Annotated in this window: 16 protein-coding genes; 10 read left to right on the top strand and 6 right to left on the bottom strand. The window is 72.3% G+C overall.

The features are described 5' to 3' along the window. Window positions 1–103: 103 nt before the first annotated feature. Window positions 104–871: a VanZ family protein gene (locus ACZ60W_RS25770; RefSeq protein ID WP_469757741.1), complete on the bottom strand. Its 768-nt coding sequence runs from the start codon at window positions 869–871 to the stop codon at window positions 104–106. 209 nt (window positions 872–1,080) lie between these two features. Here ACZ60W_RS25770 and ACZ60W_RS25765 point away from each other — a divergent pair, with 209 nt between their 5' ends. Both ACZ60W_RS25765 and ACZ60W_RS25760 read left to right on the top strand, forming a co-directional pair. Then, window positions 1,081–1,599: a hypothetical protein gene (locus ACZ60W_RS25765; RefSeq protein WP_469757740.1), complete on the top strand. Its 519-nt coding sequence runs from the start codon at window positions 1,081–1,083 to the stop codon at window positions 1,597–1,599. A gap of 53 nt (window positions 1,600–1,652) precedes the next feature. Next, a complete protein-coding gene (locus tag ACZ60W_RS25760; protein WP_469757739.1) occupies window positions 1,653–2,222 on the top strand; it encodes a DUF6434 domain-containing protein in 570 nt (189 codons plus the stop codon). Between the two features lie 191 nt (window positions 2,223–2,413). On the opposite strand, the gene ACZ60W_RS25755 is transcribed toward ACZ60W_RS25760, so the two are convergent. After that, window positions 2,414–3,181 carry an SDR family NAD(P)-dependent oxidoreductase gene (locus tag ACZ60W_RS25755; protein ID WP_469757738.1) on the bottom strand — a complete coding sequence of 256 codons (768 nt, stop codon included), beginning with the start codon at window positions 3,179–3,181 and terminating at the stop codon, window positions 2,414–2,416. Window positions 3,182–3,737: 556 nt separating this feature from the next. Between ACZ60W_RS25755 and ACZ60W_RS25750 the strand changes: the two genes are divergently transcribed. Continuing rightward, window positions 3,738–4,679, top strand: a complete 942-nt coding sequence (locus ACZ60W_RS25750) for a 5'-nucleotidase (RefSeq protein ID WP_469757737.1) — start codon at window positions 3,738–3,740, stop codon at window positions 4,677–4,679. A gap of 101 nt (window positions 4,680–4,780) precedes the next feature. Here ACZ60W_RS25750 and ACZ60W_RS25745 read toward each other — a convergent pair whose 3' ends face one another. After that, window positions 4,781–5,692 (bottom strand): GIY-YIG nuclease family protein, encoded by a 912-nt coding sequence (locus ACZ60W_RS25745; protein ID WP_469757736.1) that lies wholly within the window; start codon window positions 5,690–5,692, stop codon window positions 4,781–4,783. A gap of 283 nt (window positions 5,693–5,975) precedes the next feature. Here ACZ60W_RS25745 and ACZ60W_RS25740 point away from each other — a divergent pair, with 283 nt between their 5' ends. Continuing rightward, window positions 5,976–6,716 (top strand): class I SAM-dependent methyltransferase, encoded by a 741-nt coding sequence (locus tag ACZ60W_RS25740; protein WP_469757735.1) that lies wholly within the window; start codon window positions 5,976–5,978, stop codon window positions 6,714–6,716. Between the two features lie 780 nt (window positions 6,717–7,496). Here the strand turns inward: ACZ60W_RS25740 and ACZ60W_RS25735 are convergent. Continuing rightward, window positions 7,497–8,159 (bottom strand): NUDIX domain-containing protein, encoded by a 663-nt coding sequence (locus tag ACZ60W_RS25735; protein ID WP_469757734.1) that lies wholly within the window; start codon window positions 8,157–8,159, stop codon window positions 7,497–7,499. Window positions 8,160–8,244: 85 nt separating this feature from the next. On the opposite strand from ACZ60W_RS25735, the gene ACZ60W_RS25730 reads away from it, so the two are divergent. Beyond that, window positions 8,245–9,003 (top strand): DeoR/GlpR family DNA-binding transcription regulator, encoded by a 759-nt coding sequence (locus tag ACZ60W_RS25730; RefSeq protein ID WP_469757733.1) that lies wholly within the window; start codon window positions 8,245–8,247, stop codon window positions 9,001–9,003. 17 nt (window positions 9,004–9,020) lie between these two features. On the opposite strand, the gene ACZ60W_RS25725 is transcribed toward ACZ60W_RS25730, so the two are convergent. After that, complete coding sequence (locus ACZ60W_RS25725) at window positions 9,021–9,620, bottom strand: hypothetical protein (RefSeq protein ID WP_469757732.1); 600 nt, start codon at window positions 9,618–9,620, stop codon at window positions 9,021–9,023. 62 nt (window positions 9,621–9,682) lie between these two features. Further along, window positions 9,683–10,270, bottom strand: a complete 588-nt coding sequence (locus ACZ60W_RS25720; RefSeq protein ID WP_469757731.1) for a 3'-5' exonuclease — start codon at window positions 10,268–10,270, stop codon at window positions 9,683–9,685. 301 nt (window positions 10,271–10,571) lie between these two features. Between ACZ60W_RS25720 and ACZ60W_RS25715 the strand changes: the two genes are divergently transcribed. From ACZ60W_RS25715 to ACZ60W_RS25695, 5 genes are all read left to right on the top strand, one after another. Next, window positions 10,572–10,946, top strand: a complete 375-nt coding sequence (locus tag ACZ60W_RS25715) for a hypothetical protein (RefSeq protein ID WP_384879252.1) — start codon at window positions 10,572–10,574, stop codon at window positions 10,944–10,946. Window positions 10,947–11,139: 193 nt separating this feature from the next. After that, window positions 11,140–11,505 carry an ArsR/SmtB family transcription factor gene (locus ACZ60W_RS25710; RefSeq protein ID WP_469757730.1) on the top strand — a complete coding sequence of 122 codons (366 nt, stop codon included), beginning with the start codon at window positions 11,140–11,142 and terminating at the stop codon, window positions 11,503–11,505. A 95-nt stretch (window positions 11,506–11,600) separates the two neighbouring features. Continuing rightward, window positions 11,601–14,030 (top strand): tetratricopeptide repeat protein, encoded by a 2,430-nt coding sequence (locus ACZ60W_RS25705; RefSeq protein ID WP_469757729.1) that lies wholly within the window; start codon window positions 11,601–11,603, stop codon window positions 14,028–14,030. Window positions 14,031–14,275: 245 nt separating this feature from the next. Continuing rightward, complete coding sequence (locus ACZ60W_RS25700; RefSeq protein WP_469757728.1) at window positions 14,276–15,214, top strand: SDR family oxidoreductase; 939 nt, start codon at window positions 14,276–14,278, stop codon at window positions 15,212–15,214. 185 nt (window positions 15,215–15,399) lie between these two features. Beyond that, window positions 15,400–16,065, top strand: coding sequence for an SDR family NAD(P)-dependent oxidoreductase (locus tag ACZ60W_RS25695; protein ID WP_469757727.1), 666 nt, complete (start codon window positions 15,400–15,402; stop codon window positions 16,063–16,065). Window positions 16,066–16,304 lie beyond the last annotated feature (239 nt).

The following is a 16,304-nucleotide window of genomic DNA, read 5'->3' as shown; positions in this document are numbered from 1 at the left end:
CTGCTGTCGAACCGCGGCAGGCACTCCCCGGACCCGAGAACGACGTCGGAGGTCCCGGAGCCCGACCGTGACGATGGCGACCCGGTCGGTCCGAACCCCGGCGTCAGGACCTCGTCGCCGAGGCCGGGGCCACGGCCGCCGAGTCCTGGAGCCGCCGTCGCTGCCACCAGCGGGTCTTACGGGGCGGATGGACGGCCCGTCCGAGCCGCCGGCCGAGGAGCACGTAGCCGAGCAGCGCACCCGTCGTGTTGAGGATGACGTCGTCGATGTCGAACGCCCGACCCGTGATGAGCGCGCCCTGCACCAGCTCCACGAGCAGCATCGTGCCCGCCGTCACCAGCGCCACCCGGATGAAGCCGCGGGCCCTGCGGGACAGCAGCGGCAGCAGGATGCCGAACGGGACACCGAGGGCGATGTTGCCCCCCAGCTGCTTCACGGTCTCGATGAAGGCGGGCTGGTTCAGGTACGCCTCGATCGAGCTGCCCGGCGTCAGGTTGCTGTGCGTCAGCGGTACGGACGCCGGGGACGCCTCCAGCGTCAGCTTCGCCAGCACGACGGCGAAGGCCACCATGCCGACGATCGCCGTCAGCGCTGCCAGCGCCCGGACCACCCGGCCGGGCCGGCGACGGACCGGGGCGGCCGTCGCCGTGGGCACCGTCTCCGCACGCTTCGGCTTTCTGGCCTCGCGTTCCTTGGTCTTGGCGGCCTTGGGCTCGACCGCCTTCGGATCGGCTTCCACCGGCGTCTTCGCCGCGGGCCGTGTCCCGGCGCCCTTGACCCGGGACGCGACGCGCATCACCGTCCGCTTGCCCGCGCCGGCACCGGCCGTCTTGCTCTGTCTGCGCGGGCTTCCCCACCCGATCACACGCATGCGTCCTCCCTCAGGGCCACCGGCCATCTGCCCCCGCGTACCCAGGACGAGGAGGTGTAAGCCGACGGGATGGTAGGGGCGTCGCACGCGCATCAGCGGTCACTTGGCTGGTGGCCGGGATACGGGACGAGTAGTTGGGGCGGAGCCGGGCATCGGCGGCTTCTCTGAGCCTCTTCCCTTGTGGGGCAAGGGTGTTGGAGGATCCGCGCATGGATCAGCATGCGACTGAATCGACCGCCGACGCGGCGGCCACGTACCTCACGGCGCTCCAGGGACGGCTGACGGCCGACGGCTGCACGGTGACCTCGCCGGAGTGGAGGGACCATCGGGTGGTGATCGGCTGCCGCGCGGACCGGAAGGCCCGGTGGTTCGGGACCAAGGTCGAGGTGTTCGTCTTCGCCGCCGACGTGCCGGAGGTCGACGCGGCCACCATGGCGGAGTTCACCACGTGGGCCATGCGCTACGCCAAGAGCCTGCGCAGCGGCATACGCGGTGCCCGTAACGCGGCGTTCGTCCTTCCCGCGCTGGTGAGTGCGCGCGTCAGGCCGGACGCGGCGCAGTGGGCCGCCCAGGACGCGCGCATCCTGGACACGACGCTGATCAGCCGGCCGATCACGGTCCAGACCGCCCCGAACGCCGTGCGGACCACGATGTACCGGGGTCGGGTCGTCTGGGGCGGCATGTTCACGAAGCACGTCCTGGAGAAGGCGGCCTTGTACTTCCCCTGATCCTGCTCGGGGAGGGGCGCCGCACTGCGTGGCACCCCTCCTATTATGGGTACATGGGTTCGAATATGGGGGTGCCGGGTCGGCCGGTACTCAGTGCGGCGTTGAGCGGCGACGAGCTGTCCCGCTGGTACTGGACGCTGGCCGAGCTGACCGGCCTGGCCCGGGAGCTCGGGGTGGCGCGGGGAGGCGGGAAGGTGGCGCTCGCGGAGCGGCTGCGGGCTGCGCTGGACGGCGCGGAACTGCCCGCCGCGCCGCCTCGGAGGCCGAGTGCCGGCCGTCAACTCTCGGCGCCGGTGGACGGGGCCACGGTCCTCCCGCAGGGGCAGAGGTGCAGTCAGGTGCTGCGTGAGTTCTTCCGGCGCGAGATCGGGGCGGGCTTCCACTTCGACGCCTCCATGCGGGCGTTCGTCGCGGAGGGGGCGGGACGCACTCTGGCCGATGCCGTCGCTCACTGGCATGCCACGCGCCGGGCGGCCGCCCAGCCGCAGGAGATCGGCGCTCAGTTCGAACTCAACCGCTTCCTGCGTGACTGGAGGGCCGGGAATCCGGGCGGCAGTCACGCCGAGGCGCTCGCCGCCTGGCGTGCGCACCGTGCACGGCCGAGGGGTTCGGTCGCGGGCTGAGCGGGGCCGTTCTCGTCACCGTCCTCACCCACCGACATCGCTGCCGACCGCCACCACGTCGACAGCCGCCGCCGGGAGCCGCCGCCACCACATCGACAGCCACCGTCGGGAGCCGCCGCCACCGCCGGGAGCCATCGCCACCGACCGCGGGCCGCGTCGCGCACGACGCGGCCCGCGGTCGGTCGGTCACCTCAACTTCGCAGGTAGGAAGCACCGTTGAGGTCGAGGATGGTGCCGGACGACCACTCGGCGCTGGGGGAGGCGAGCCAGAGGACGGCTGCGGCGACGTCCTCCGTGGAACCCACGCGGCCGAACGGGCTCTGTTCACGGATCGCGTCGCCCTCCGGTCCCTCCAGGCGCGGTGCGACGCGCTCGGTGGTGAAGAAGCCGGGGGCCACCGAGGCGACCGCGATGCCGTGCGGGGCGAGGGAGACGGCGAGCGACTGGCCGAGGGCGTGGACCGCTGCCTTGGTCGCCCCGTAGGCGGGGTGGTCGGGCTCTCCGCGGAAGGCGCCGCGGGAGCCGATGTTCACGATCCGCCCGCCGGTGCCCTGCTTGATCATGAGGCGGGCGCCGAGGTGGCTCAGGTTCGCCGTGGCCAGCAGGTTCACCGCCACGTGCTTCTGCCACACGGCCACCCACTCCGCGTACGAGGTCTCCGGCAGGGGGTGGCGGATGTTCACCGCGGCGTTGTTGACGAGGACGTCGAGCCCTTCGAGCCCTTCCGTCGCCATGTCCATCACGGCAGCGGCGCCCATCGGGTCGGTGAGGTCGCCGCCGACCAGTACATGGCCCGTGCCGGTGAGGGAGTCCAGGGTCGCGCGCGCGTCGTCGGTGCGTGAGCCGAAGTGCACGGCGACCCGGTCGCCGTTGGCGGCGAACGCCTGGGCCATCGCGCGTCCGAGGCCGCGCGACGCGCCGCTGACGAGGACGCGCCTGCCCGATGCAGGCAGATTCATGAAGACTCCTTTCGAACGGCGGCGAAGGGGGAGTCCGTAGTGCCCTTGCCGTCCCACTGTGTACGCGGTCGGACGATCCGTACGGCGAGGCCGGTGCAACTCGGTCGTCCCCGGAGATCGTCGACCCGCCCAGCGTAGAGATCCGCACGGTGTGCTGGGTGCCGCCGGTCGGGCGTGGCGATCCGTTCAGGACACCTTCGCCCGATGACGTGTGAACGAGGTTTGAGTCCGTGGTCGGCTCCCCGCGCCTGGTTCTCCGTCGCAGGCTGAGCAGTTGGCCTTGAGGGCGGAGTGGAGTGAGGGTTTCCGTGCGGCGGCCGGTTGGCCGTCACACGCCGTGGAGTTCGTCAACTGGACGTTGGCCGAGGCTCGTTTGGGAGTACCTCTACCGAGTGACCGCGCGGCGCTCGTCGACGCCTTCAGCGGCGGTGTACGCGAGGTCCTCGACGGCCGTGTCGAGCGCCGGACGGGGAGCCCGTTCACCTGGGTGGGTGGGGGAGTGGTGATCTATATGATCGGCGACACCGGTGTGCGTGTGGATGCAAGGGAGAGTGCCGTGCCCCCCTACGACCTTCGAGGACGGCTGGTCATCGGTATCGCGTCCAGCGCCCTGTTCGACCTCGCGGACGCGGATGCCGTGTTCCGCGACGAGGGAGAGGAGGCGTATCGCGCGTACCAGGAGGCGCATCTGGACGACACCCTCGCGAAGGGGGTCGCGTTCTCCTTCATCCGGCGGCTGCTGTCCCTCAACGACCTGAGCCCGGCCTCGGACGACCCCCTGGTCGAGGTCATCGTCCTGTCGCGGAACGACCCCGACACGGGGCTTCGCGTCATGCGCTCGATCCAGGAACACGGTCTGCCCATCACCCGGGCCATCTTCATGCAGGGCCGGTCGCCCTACCGGTTCATGCCCGCGCTGAACATGTCGCTCTTCCTGTCCGCGAACGAGACCGACGTCCGCGAGGCCGTGGCCCTCGGCCTGCCCGCCGGCCACGTCCTCGGCACGGCCGCCGTCGAGGAGGACGAGGACGCCGACCTGCGGATCGCTTTCGACTTCGACGGAGTCCTCGCCGACGACTCCTCCGAGCAGGTCTTCCAGACCGACGGACTCGAACGCTTCCGCTCCCACGAGGCGACGAACGCCGCCACCCCGCACGACCCCGGGCCCCTCCGCGACTTTCTCGCCCACGTCAACCGCCTCCAGCGGCGCGAGGAGGAGCAACGCCTCCGGGACCCGGACTACAAGCTCCGCGTCCACGTCGCCCTCGTCACCGCCCGCAACGCCCCCGCCCACGAACGCGCCGTCCGCAGCCTCAAGGGCTGGGGCGTGACCGTCAACGACGCGTTCTTCCTCGGCGGCATAGAGAAGAGCACGATCACCAGCATCCTCCGGCCCCACATCTTCTTCGACGACCAGGTCAGCCACCTGACGGGCACCTCCGCAAGCACCCCCAGCGTGCACGTGCCGTTCGGCAAGATGAACGAAGCCAGGGACTGACGGGCGGCGGGGCCGGTGGCCGCAGACACCCCGCGGGCCGCGCCTGGCCTGACGCTGGGCTGCCCGCCGGATGACGTCGACTGGCTCCGGAAGCGACCAGGTCAGGCAGGGGACGCCGCAGTCGCCGCTTCGTTGTCCTTGATCGTCCTGCCCTGGTCGTCCTTCCAGGCCGTCCGGCCGTTCTTGCTGCCCCCGCACAGCACGCTGGCCGCGCTCGAAGGGCTGTCGAAGACGTACGTGCCGGTCAGCCGGTACTGGTCGACGCCCTCGTCGACCAGGACTCCCTCCTTGATCAGCTCCTCGCGGATCTTCTCGTACCCGGGAAGCATGACCTTGGTCTCCCTGCGGGATCGCGCTCCCGCAAGGACGACGAAGCCCCGTGCGTCGCTGTAGCCTTCGGCCTCGGTCAGGGGGGCGGTGAGGGTGTACCGCGTTCCCGTGATGTCCGCCCGGTCCTCCTTCGTCACGGCGGTCGTCGCCACGTCGGTCGGTTCGTCATAGATCTCGAAGGCGGTCACCCCCAGCAGGGGCAGCAGGACGAGAGCCTCGTCGAGATACGCCTCCATGTCTGCTGTCTCCGGCTCGGAGAGCCTTCCCGCCGTGTAGGGACTGGTGCCGTTCTCCAGCGAAGAGGTCTTCGCGGCCTGGGCCATGGAGATCAGGCGTGCCTCGAGATACCGGACGTGCGCCTTGTTGAGCGAGTCGTCCTTCGTCGACAACACGAAGGCGTGGCTCCAGAACTCCTTGTCCCGGTAGTGGGAGTCCAGGCGGATCCTCACCTCCTCACCCTCGCCGATGTACAGCCTGGGGCGCAGTCCTTCAGGGTCCCTTCCCACCAGCACGTAGACGCCGGAGTTGCGAAGCTCCTCGCGCTGACGGGCTCGGGCGTAGTCGGAGCGCGAGAAACTCAGGCAGCATCCGGTCCAACCTATGCGTTCGGTCAGACGCATTCCCTGGGGTGTTCCGTCGATCAGGAAGATACGAATGCTGGTGCCGCGCTGCTTCGAGATCATCACGCTCCACTGGTTCGGCCGGTGATGCCTTCCCGGCGCCGCGCGGAACCGCGGAAGCCGGAGGAGGCGGGAGGCAAGATCATAGGAGGACCGCTCATGACCGTGCAGGGATTCGCGCTGAGGGATCGGCAGACGGTCGCTCGATGTGGAGTTGAGCGCGTCGCACTGCGCTGGGGGTCGGAGGCCGAGCATCAGGGGTGCGTCGGCCAGGCGGCCCGAAACCGGTGGTGGTGGTGTCGAAACTCGGTGGACATCGTGGGGGCGGGTGGGGAGCGTGGAGGGCATGCAGCAGCAGGAGATCTGGGGCACCGAGACTGCCCAGCGGTATGACACGCCCGGTGCCGGGATGTTCGCGCCGGAGGTGCTGGGGCCGACGGTGGAGCGGTTGGTCGAGCTCGCGGGGGACGGGCGGGCGTTGGAGTTCGCGGTGGGGACGGGGCGGGTGGCCGTGCCGCTGGCGGAGAGGGGCGTGGAGGTCACCGGGATCGAGCTGTCGGGGCCGATGGTGGAGCAGTTGCGTACCAAGGCGGACGAGGCGACGGTTCCGGTGGTCATGGGGGACACGGCGGTCGCCGTCGCCCCGGGGGAGTACACCCTCGTCTATCTGGTGTTCAACACGATCTCCAACCTGCTGACGCAGGAGGAGCAGGTGCAGTGCTTCCGTAATGCCGCCCGTCATCTCGTGCCCGGTGGGCGGTTCGTGATCGAGCTGTGGGTGCCGGAGCTGCGGAGTCTTCCGGCGGGACAGACGGCCACGGTGTGGCAGTCCGAGAGCGGATACATCGGGCTGGACACCTATGACGTCCTGCGGCAGCGGGTGGTGTCGCACCACTTCCGGTTCGACGAGACGGAGAAGGCGACGTTGTTCCGCAGTCCGCACCGCTACATCTGGCCGGCCGAGCTGGACCTCATGGCCCGGATGGCGGGGTTCGAGCTCGAGAGCAGGCACGCGGACTGGGAGGGCGGCGCCTTCACCGCCGAGTCGCGCTCGCATGTGTCGGTGTATCGGATTCCGCCCGCGTAGGAGTCCCAGGAGGAGCGCCGGGGCGTACCGGGACGAGCGCCCCTCGTGCCGGACCGATCGTCCTCTCCGCGGGTCACCGCGCCGGCTTCCACGGCGCCCGGGCCGATGGGCGGGACGCGGAACGAGCGAGGAGTCCTCGCCGGCCTTCCGTCTGCCGCCGGCGCGCCACGGTTTCACCGCAGCCAAGCACGCCAGGATCTCGTCCGCCGAGAACGCCCTCATCGCCGCGTGCGTCCGCAGCTTCGGTCGGCCTCACGGCTCAGGAGCCCGAGAGCGACGCGTCGGAGCGGCTGCCGTCGGATCGGCGGTACGGCCTGCTCAGCCGCCGGGAGGCGGAGGCGCGGGGCTACCACCTGCCGCCGCGGAACCCGGCGGAGAGGCCGGCGATGAGGTACGTCGACAGCAGCGGAGACGTCCACTCCGTCTACGTCCACGGCCAGAACCAGAACGACCAGGGGGTGGGCCATCGCTTCCCGACCCCGAGGAGGCCGGCGCCCGCGTCACCGTCCTCGCCGGAGCCGGAGTAGCCGACCCGGTGCAGGTTGCCCTTCCACCACCAGCCGTCGAGGACGCGGCGGGCGAGGTCGGGTGGTCGTCGAGCCAGTCGCCGACTCGAGCCGAAACAGCCCGACGACTGGTGGCTGATCCGCGACTGACACCGCTGAACGCCTGTGGGCCCCTCCCGAACACGGGAGGGGCCCTCGCGCAGGGGTCGACGTCAGGCCCCCGCTCGGCGAGGGAGTGGTTGCCCGGTCCGTGGCGTGCGCCGGACCGCGGGGGTCACCGCGCGAACGGGCCGTACAGCGCCGCCCACTGCAGGAGCAGGATGGTCTTGCCGTCGGCGATGCGCCCGTCGCGGGTCATGGACAGCGCCTCGGTGAAGGGCAGCTCCAGGACCTCGATGTCCTCGCCGTCCTCCTCGAGTCCGCCGCCGGCACCGGTGCGGTCGGCCGGGGTGTACGGGGCGACGAAGAAGTGCAGCCGCTCGGTGACGGAGCCGGGGCTCATGTAGGCGTCGAGGACGTGGATGAGAGAGTCAAGGGTGACACCGAGCTCCTCGGCGCTCTCGCGGCGGATCGCGGTGAGCGGGTCGTCCGCGTCGAGCAGGCCCGCCGCGGCCTCGACGAGCAGGCCGTCCGGGTGGTCGTTGACGTAGGCCGGGTAGCGGAACTGCCGGGTGAGCAGGACGCGGCCCCGCGCGGCGTCGTACGGAAGGACGACGGCGCCGTTCCCGCGGTCGTAGGTCTCGCGCTGCTGGGACTCCCAGCGCCCGTCGCGGCGCCGGTAGTCGAAGGTGGTGCGGCGCAGGACGTGCCAGCCCTGGGAGGTGACCTCGACGTCGCGGACGCGGACGGCGGGGTTGCGGACGAGGTCGCGACCGGCCTGGTCGAGGCCGGTGCGGCCGCGGTGGTCGGGCGTGTCGACGCCGGGGCGGCTGGTCATGGGGCCTCCTGCGGGGTGGGCGGAGCGTGTCGGTCCGAGGCGCTAAGATACATGCAGAATCGTGCAAGAATATGAAGGAACGTGAATGCTGGCTGCTGAACGACGTGACCACCTGCTCGGCCTGCTCGCCGCCCAGGGGAAGATCGTCGCCAAGGACGTCGCCGCCGAGCTGGGCATCTCCGAGGACAGCGTGCGTCGCGACCTGCGCGACCTCGCCGCCGAGGGCCTCTGTCAGCGGGTCTACGGCGGCGCCCTGCCCGTGTCCCCCGCCGTCGTCGACTACGGCGCCCGGCAGTCCGTGTCCCCGGACGGCAAGCGCAAGGTCGCCGGCGTGGCCGCCGGACTGGTGCGGCCGGGCAGCGCGGTCATCCTCGACGGCGGCACCACCGCCCTCGCCGTCGCCCGCGCGCTCCCCAGGGAACTCGCCTGCACCGTCATCACCCACAGTCCCACGATCGCCGCGGCCCTCCTCGACCACCCGCAGACCGAGCTCTTCCTCCTCGGCGGCCGCCTCTTCAAGCACTCCGCCGTCACCTGCGGCGCCGCCGCGGTCGAAGCCGCGCAGAACGTCTCCGCCGACCTCTGTCTGCTCGGCGTCACCGGTGTCCACCCCGACGCGGGACTCACCACGGGTGACGCGGAGGAAGCCGCCATGAAGCGCGCCCTCTCCTCCCGAGCGGCCGAGACCTACATCCTCGCCTCGTCCGAGAAGATCGGCACGGCCTCACGCTTCCGCGTCCTGTCCTGGGCCGACGTCAGCGGACTGATCACCGACGCCGACCCCCACGACCCCGTCCTCGCCCAGCTCACGGCGCTCGGCCTCGCGATCCTCCCGGCGGGCTGACGGCCCGGGACGCACCCCTAGAGACGGGGAAGCGTCTCGTCGGCGCGAGCCTCGCGGCGTCGGTCGAGCCAGAAGAGGTAGCCGCGCAGGTAGGTCTCCAGCCCGTCGTCCAGGTAGGCGATGAAGTCCCGATGCCCTTGCGCCGCGTCCTGGTAGTGACCGCGGTAGACGGGATCGGCGTTGAAGCCCCAGCCGGGGTGGCTGTCGGCGCCCCAGTCCGCCGCGATGGCCACGGCCCATTCCCTGACCCGGCCGCGCTCGCGCCACCAGTCGCGGACGGACTCCACCGTCCAGTGGTCGTCGCCGTCCCAGTTGTAGCCCCGGCCCAACTCCAGCAGGCTGCCGTGGATCAGGGCCGCCGTCTGGGTCTCGTCGACCGGCTGGCGATAGACGAACTCGAACCCGAAACCGCCGCCCAGGTCGTCGTCGTAGGCGATGTGGTCCGGAGCGTCCAGACGTCCCATGGCCATGCTGTCGGTCTCGCCGGTGTAGAAGGGCCCCGGCACGTTGCGCCAGTTCCGCTGCTCCCACGCACCCGTGAAGAGGTCCTCCGCGCGCTCCCCTGTGTCCTCCAGTACCTGGCGGGCCGTGGGCAGGGGGTTCCAGTAGCCGATCATGGCCCCATCCTGCCCCTTCGCGGAGCGCGTCCGCGGCGTGGAGACCTGTTGGGGCGCGTGGTTCAGGAGTGCGGGACCTTCTGCGGCCACGCCTCACGGTTCACCACGTCGAGGACGAGCGCCGCGATGTTCCAGGCGTCGTCCTCGCCGCTGTGGTGGCGCCCTTCGAGGGGCGGGCCCGCGATGTGGAGGGCCTGCGCCATGCCGGGCTTCCTGCGGAGCCCGTACGCGTCGGTGAACACGGCCTTGGCGTTGGTGTGGGTACGGTCCGTCGGGTAGCCGAAGGGGTAGGGGATCCCGTCGGCCTGGCACTGCCGGGCGAACTGCCGGCGGTCGTACTCGCCCCAGCTGGCCCAGGGCCGTACCCCGGCGCCGTGCTCCTCGGCGAGGATCCGGCACGCCTCGGCGAACGTGACGCCCCGGTCCACCTCCGCCTGGGTCAGGCCGGTCAGTTCGGTGCAGAACGCGCTCACCGTCGACCGGGCCGGGCGGACCAGCACGCGGTGGCGGGACACGCGGCGGCGGGCCGGCACGTCCACGACGGTGAGGCCGATCTCGATGATCTCGTTGACGGACCCGGGCGGCGGTTGTCCGTTCCAGCAGGTGGCTTCCACGTCGATGACGTTCAGCAGGGCGGATTCATGGTGCATGGGGTGAGGGTAGGGGCGTGGGGCGACGGCGGCATCCGGGTTTCCGGCGACCCCCGGCCGAGGGGTCGAGCAACGCCTCTCGCGGCAGAACCGACGACCTGCCCGCCCATGCCCCCCCGCCGTCCGCTCCGGCGCCCGGGGCCTCGCGGGCGGCTCGTCGGGTGTCGGATCACGGGGACGGAATCCGGCCGGATTTCCGATGTCCCTGACGTCCTCGCGGTCAGTGGGTAGCGTCTGCGCTCAAGATCCGGCTGCGGCGTGAGGTCGGCCGGGCGGTCGCGAACACAGAGAGCGAGTACTGATGTTGACTGTGGAGACGTCTCTGAAGGAGGCGATGACCTCGATCGAGGGAAGTCTGGGGGTGGCGCTCGTCGACTACACGAGCGGCATGGCGCTGGGGACGCTGGGCGGGGGCAAGGACCTCGACCTGTCGGTGGCCGCGGCGGGGAACACCGACGTGATCCGCGCGAAGGTCCGCACGATGGAGATGCTGGACCTCAGGGACGACATCGAGGACGTGCTGATCACCCTCGGGAGCCAGTACCACCTCATCCGGCTGCTCGGCGGCCGTGGCGGCAACGGTCTGTTCCTGTACCTCGTGCTGGACAAGGCGCGGGCGAACCTGGCCATGGCCAGGCACCAGCTGAAGCGCATCGAAGCGGAACTGGAGCTGTAGTCGTTCTCTCCCGTTCCCGGCTTCGCGCGCCCACGAGTTGAAGGATTCTTCAACTCGACACATCTGAAAGTGATCAGCCGGGGGGCGTGCCGGAGCCGGGAAGCGGGAGAATGACAGGAGCTGGGCGTGGAGAAACCGGCAGGTCCGGCCGGTAGCCCTTGGAATCGTCGTACCCGGGTGGGAGTGTTGTCGCATGCAGGTGCCGCTGTACCAGGCCAAGGCGGAGTTCTTCCGCATGCTCGGACACCCCGCCCGGATCCGCGTCCTCGAACTCCTCCAGAACGGCCCGGTGCCCGTCCGCGAGCTCCTGAACGAGATCGACATCGAACCGTCCAACCTCTCACAGCAACTCGCCGTCCTCCGTCGGTCCGGCATCGTCGTCTCCGTACGGGACGGGTCGACCGTCAGCTACGCACTCGCCGGCGGTGACGTGGCCGACCTGCTGCGCGCCGCACGACGCATCCTCACCGAACTCCTGGCCGGACAGAGCGAGTTGCTGGCCGAGCTGCGCGACACCGACGCCGACACCGCGGTGCCGGCGAGCCCGCCCCGGCGATGACCGGGTCCGGCAGGCGCCCGACCGTGACCGCCGCGCGCGCCGCGGGCGCGAAGGGCCCCTGACGGAGCCGCCGCACTGCTGCCAGACTGCACGGCATGGCCGCTGCCCCGCACACCCCGAGACCGTCGATGCGCGAGCTGATCCAACGCCGAAGGCGCGCCGGATTCCTCGGACGGGGAGCCGAACTCGACGCGTACCGGAGGAACTTCGCCCTGGGGCCCGAGGATCCTGCGTACCGCTTCCTCTTCCACGTCCGCGGCAACGCCGGCATCGGCAAGACGTCCCTGCTCCAGGAGCTGGAGCGGATCGCCCGCGAGCACGGTGCGGTGACCGCGCGCACGGACGACTCCCAGGCCGGCGGCATGGAGGTCATGGCCGCCGTCAGCGCCCGATGCGGCGAGCAGGGGCACCCGTTGAAGGCGGTCGACCGCCTCCTGCACACCTACCGGCAGCGCCGTCACGAGGCGGAGTCCGCGCTCGGCGCTCCCGGCGGCGACCCGGCGGAACCCGTAGCGCCGACCCCGGCGGCGCGCGCGACCGCCCAGGCGGCCCTCACCGGCCTGGGGATGCTCCCGGTCGTCGGGGCACTCGCCGGAGCGCTCGATCCCGGCCAGGTCGCGGAGGGCGCCGACCGGCTCCGGACCGTGCTCAGCGCCCGGCTGCGGAGCCACGACGACGTGCAACTGGTCCTGGACCCGCTCTCGGTCGTCACCCCGGTGTTCGTCACCGAGGTCGGGCGGATCGCCGACGAGGTCCCGTGGGTGGCCCTCTTCCTCGACACGTACGAGCGGACGGCACCCTTCCTGGACCGCTGGCTGCGCGACCTGCTGGCCGGCGAGAGGTACGGGGCGCTGCCCGGCGACGTCGTCGTGACCCTCGCGGGCCAGCGGACCCTGGAACCCGCGTACTGGGCCGACTGGGCGGACCTCGTCGTCGACCTGCCCCTGGCCCCCTTCTCCGAGGCGGAGACCCGCACCTACCTGGGCGGGCGCGGAGTCCACGCCGAGCCGGTGGTGCGGGACGTGCTGCGCCTCTCGGGCGGCCTCCCCGTCCTCGTGTCCACCCTGGCCGAAACCGCCGCCCAGGCCGGCGCCGTGGACGATCCCAGCACCACGGCCGTCGAGCGGTTCCTGCGCGGGGAGTCCGACCCGGTGCGCCGCGCGGCCGCCCTCTCCGGTGCGCTGCCCCGCCACCTGGACGAGGACGTCTTCCGTGCCGCCGCCGACGACCCGGGCACGGACCTCTTCGGCTGGCTGCGCGCCCTCCCGTTCGTCGACGTGCGCGGCGACCGGGCGCGCTACCACGAGGTCGTCCGCGCACCGATGCTGCGGCTACAGCGCACCACCTCCGGCGGCCGATGGCGGGCGGCGCACGAACGGCTCGCGCGCTGCTTCACCGACCGCCGGGAGATCGAGGCCAGGGGCCTCGGCCCGCACCTGTGCTGGGGCGAGGAGGGCTGGCGGGCCGCGCGCCTGGAGGAGGCGTACCACCTGCTGTGCGCCAACCCGCGCGAGGCGCTCCCCGCCATCCTCCACGACGGCGTCGACGCGTGCGACGAGGGACCCGAGGTGGCCCGCCGCTGGGCGGCCACCGTCCGGGCGGCCGGCGAGGACGGCGACGCGAGCGTGCTGCGGGAATGGGGGACCGGGCTGCTCGACGCCCTGCGGGACGAGGAGCGCGGCACGATCGCCGTCCTCGGCATGCTCCTCGGCCGGGCCGGACTCACCGACGGCCGGCGCGCCGGGGCCCTGTCGGTCCGGGGGCAGGCGTACCGCAGACGCGGGGAGTTCGCGGAGGCGTTCGCCGACTTCGACCGGGCGATCGAACTGTCCCCGCGCGCGCCGCGGCCGTACACCGGGCGGGCGGTGACCCATCGCGTGCTCGGCGCCTTCGACCGGGCCCTGGAGGACCACGACCGTGCCTGCGCCCTGATGCCGGACGGGGAGCGGACTCTCGGGAACCGCGGGGAGACGTACCGCCTTGCCGGACGCCTGGACGAGGCGCTGGCGGACTTCGACCGAGCCCTCGGCATCGCGCCCACCACCACCTGGATGCGGGCGAGCCGGGCGGACGTCCTGCGACGCCTGGGCCGCCCCCGAGAGGCGCTGGTGGACCTCGACCGGGCCCTCGCCCTGGAGCCGGACTACGTCTGGGCCCTGGTCAGGCGCTCGCGGCTCCGGCGCGCGCTGGGTGACGCCGACGGAGGGGTCCTGGACCTGGACCGGGCGCAGGCCCTGTCCCCGGACGACCCGTGGCTGGTCGGCGAACGGGGCGAGACGCTGCGCGAACGAGGCCGGTACGCGGAGGCCGTTGCCCAGTACGACCGCGCTCTGCGGCTCGACCCCGGCTACACGTGGGCGCTGGGCAGCCGCGCCCTTGCCCAGCACGCCCTGGGCCGCAGCGATCTCGCCCTCGCGGACCTGGACCGGGCGCTCGCCATGGACCCGGAGTACGCCTGGGCCCGGGCGCGACGGGCGGAGATCGTGGCCGCCACCACAGCCGGGGGAGGATCCACCGCGTCGTGACGGAGGCGCCCGAAACGGGTCCGAGGCACCAGGTGGTGCGTGGAGCCGGTGGTCCGGCGGCGCCGGCGGTGCCCGGGCGCGGGGCCGTCAGGGTGAGGCGGGCCCTCCCCCCGGCCCGCATCCGGATGCCTGCCGGGGGAGAAGAGGTCGTGGAGGGGCGAACGTCGCCCGCCGCGGACGTGTGACCCGGCTGACGGGCGGGCAGCCGCCGTGCGCGTGATCCGCCGGTTCCCGAGGAGGCAGCCATGGCCCGCTCACGGGCAGTGCAGGGACGAACCGCAGTCGTCACGGGAGCAGCCCGCGGGCTGGGCGCCGGCCTGGCGCTGCGGCTCGCCGAACGAGGGGCGAAGGTGGCCCTGCTCGGAAGGGAGGCCGCCACGCTGGAAGCCGTCGCCAGGACCCTGCCGACCGAGAGCCACATCGTCGAGGTCGACGTCACCGACGACGCGGCCATGCGCCGAGCCTCCGACGACGTCACCAGGCACCTCGGCGCCCCCTCGGTCGTCATCGCCAACGCCGGCGTCGCCGAGGGCGGCCCCTTCGAGACGTCCGACCCCGAGACGTGGCGGCGGGTCGTCGAGGTCAACCTCGTCGGGAGCGCCATCACCGCGCGTTCCTTCCTCCCGGGGCTGCGGAGCACACGGGGGTACTTCCTCCAGGTCGCCTCGACGGCGGCGTTCGGCGCGGCCCCCATGATGAGCGCGTACTGCGCCTCCAAGGCCGGCGCCGAGGCCTTCGCCCGTTCCCTGCGCGCCGAAGTGGCCCACCAGGGGGTCGCCGTGGGCGTGGCGTACCTGCACTGGACCGACACCGACATGGTCCGCGACGTCGACCGCCACACGGTCCTGCGGGAGCTGCGCGGACACATGCCCGCTCCCGCCCGCCGCGTCTACTCGGTGGAGCAGGTGTCGGACTGGATCGCCCGCGGCGTCGACCGGCGCGCGGGGTCCGTCTACGCGCCGCCCTGGCTCAGGCTCGCCCAGGTCGGGCGCCCCGTCTTCCCCCTCTTCGTCGAACTCGTGTCGCGGCGCGACCTGCCGCGCCTGATGCGCGACTACGCCTTCGACCAGACCGGCCTGCTCGGTCACGGCGGCCGCATCGAGGAGGCCTCACTGGGACGCACCGCCGCCACCACGGACTCGCCCGCGGCTGCCGCACATGACGGACGACCGAAGCGGGTTTGAGCCCTTGGCCGGGGAGGTGTCCCGAAGGGGGACCCTCTTGCGGTGCCTGTGTTCCGGTGATTCCTTCCGGTGGCGTCCTCCGGACGTACCGCGCGGCGGAAGCGGGCGGGCGCATCCCGGAAGGACCGCGGAGGGGAACCCTGTACGAGTATTGGATCGGCTCAGTCTGCCAAGGAGGCCCGCCGATGGCCGGAGCGAGGACGCTCGTCGTGGGGGCGACGGGAATGATCGGGGGACTGACCGCGCGGACAGCCGCGGGGAGAGGCGCCTCGCTGGCCCTCGCCGGCCGTGACGCGGTGCGGCTGGAAGAGCGGTCGCACCTGCTGGGCGGCTGCCCGCACCGCGCCTTCGACGCCTACGACCTGGACGGATGCGCCGCCCTGGGGCCGTGGGCCGCGCGGGCCCTCGGAGGTCTGGACACGGTCGTCGTCGCGATCGGCGTCGCGGGCTTCGGCCGCGCCGAGGACGTCGGTGACGCGGCCGCCGAGCACCTCATGACCGTGAACGCCCTGGCCCCCATGGCCGTCGTACGGGGAGCGCTGCCGGCTCTGGAGCCCGGGGGAGCCGTCGTGGTCGTCACCGGGATCGTCGTGGACAAGCCGCCGCTGGGGACAGCCGACTACACGGCGTCGAAGACGGCGCTCGCCGCGTGGCTCGCGGTGGTGGGGCGTGAACAGCGCAGACGGGGCATCCGCGTCGTCGACGTCCGCATGCCGCATCTCGCCGGGGGTTTCGCCGACCGCGCGGTGACCGGCAGCCCGCCGAGGATGCCGCCGGGCGAGGACCCGGCCCGGGCGGTGGAGCACTACGTGCTCGGTCCGCTCGACCCGACGGAGGCGCGCGCCGCCTGAGCGGGCGCCTGGAAGGAACCCGGGTGAATTCCCCGGGATCTGCTGCATCCGGATCGGCGCCAGGGAAGAAGAGTCGACGGAGCCTCCGTCGTACCCCCCCCGAGCGGCGGAGGTTCCGCACGTCGGGGGGGGGGGGGGGGGGGGGGGGGGGGGAGGGGGCGCCCCCCCCCCCCCCCCCCCATCCCCCCCCCCCCCCCCCCCTCCTCTCCCCCCCCCCCCCCCCCCCGCCCCCCCCCCCC

It is taken from the genome of Streptomyces sp. NPDC104202 (assembly GCF_055584185.1).
This window is presented reverse-complemented; position numbering and strand designations above follow the sequence as displayed.

Coding starts and splice junctions, on each gene's coding strand:
- ACZ60W_RS25740 (WP_469757735.1), top strand. CDS start 5,976: ATGCAGCAGCAGGAGATCTGGGGCACCGAGACTGCCCAGCGGTATGAC.
- ACZ60W_RS25760 (WP_469757739.1), top strand. CDS start 1,653: ATGGGTTCGAATATGGGGGTGCCGGGTCGGCCGGTACTCAGTGCGGCG.
- ACZ60W_RS25710 (WP_469757730.1), top strand. CDS start 11,140: ATGCAGGTGCCGCTGTACCAGGCCAAGGCGGAGTTCTTCCGCATGCTC.
- ACZ60W_RS25725 (WP_469757732.1), bottom strand. CDS start 9,620: ATGATCGGCTACTGGAACCCCCTGCCCACGGCCCGCCAGGTACTGGAG.
- ACZ60W_RS25745 (WP_469757736.1), bottom strand. CDS start 5,692: ATGATCTCGAAGCAGCGCGGCACCAGCATTCGTATCTTCCTGATCGAC.
- ACZ60W_RS25705 (WP_469757729.1), top strand. CDS start 11,601: ATGGCCGCTGCCCCGCACACCCCGAGACCGTCGATGCGCGAGCTGATC.
- ACZ60W_RS25695 (WP_469757727.1), top strand. CDS start 15,400: ATGGCCGGAGCGAGGACGCTCGTCGTGGGGGCGACGGGAATGATCGGG.
- ACZ60W_RS25765 (WP_469757740.1), top strand. CDS start 1,081: ATGGATCAGCATGCGACTGAATCGACCGCCGACGCGGCGGCCACGTAC.
- ACZ60W_RS25735 (WP_469757734.1), bottom strand. CDS start 8,159: ATGACCAGCCGCCCCGGCGTCGACACGCCCGACCACCGCGGCCGCACC.
- ACZ60W_RS25755 (WP_469757738.1), bottom strand. CDS start 3,181: ATGAATCTGCCTGCATCGGGCAGGCGCGTCCTCGTCAGCGGCGCGTCG.
- ACZ60W_RS25770 (WP_469757741.1), bottom strand. CDS start 871: ATGCGTGTGATCGGGTGGGGAAGCCCGCGCAGACAGAGCAAGACGGCC.
- ACZ60W_RS25730 (WP_469757733.1), top strand. CDS start 8,245: ATGCTGGCTGCTGAACGACGTGACCACCTGCTCGGCCTGCTCGCCGCC.
- ACZ60W_RS25715 (WP_384879252.1), top strand. CDS start 10,572: ATGTTGACTGTGGAGACGTCTCTGAAGGAGGCGATGACCTCGATCGAG.
- ACZ60W_RS25700 (WP_469757728.1), top strand. CDS start 14,276: ATGGCCCGCTCACGGGCAGTGCAGGGACGAACCGCAGTCGTCACGGGA.
- ACZ60W_RS25720 (WP_469757731.1), bottom strand. CDS start 10,270: ATGCACCATGAATCCGCCCTGCTGAACGTCATCGACGTGGAAGCCACC.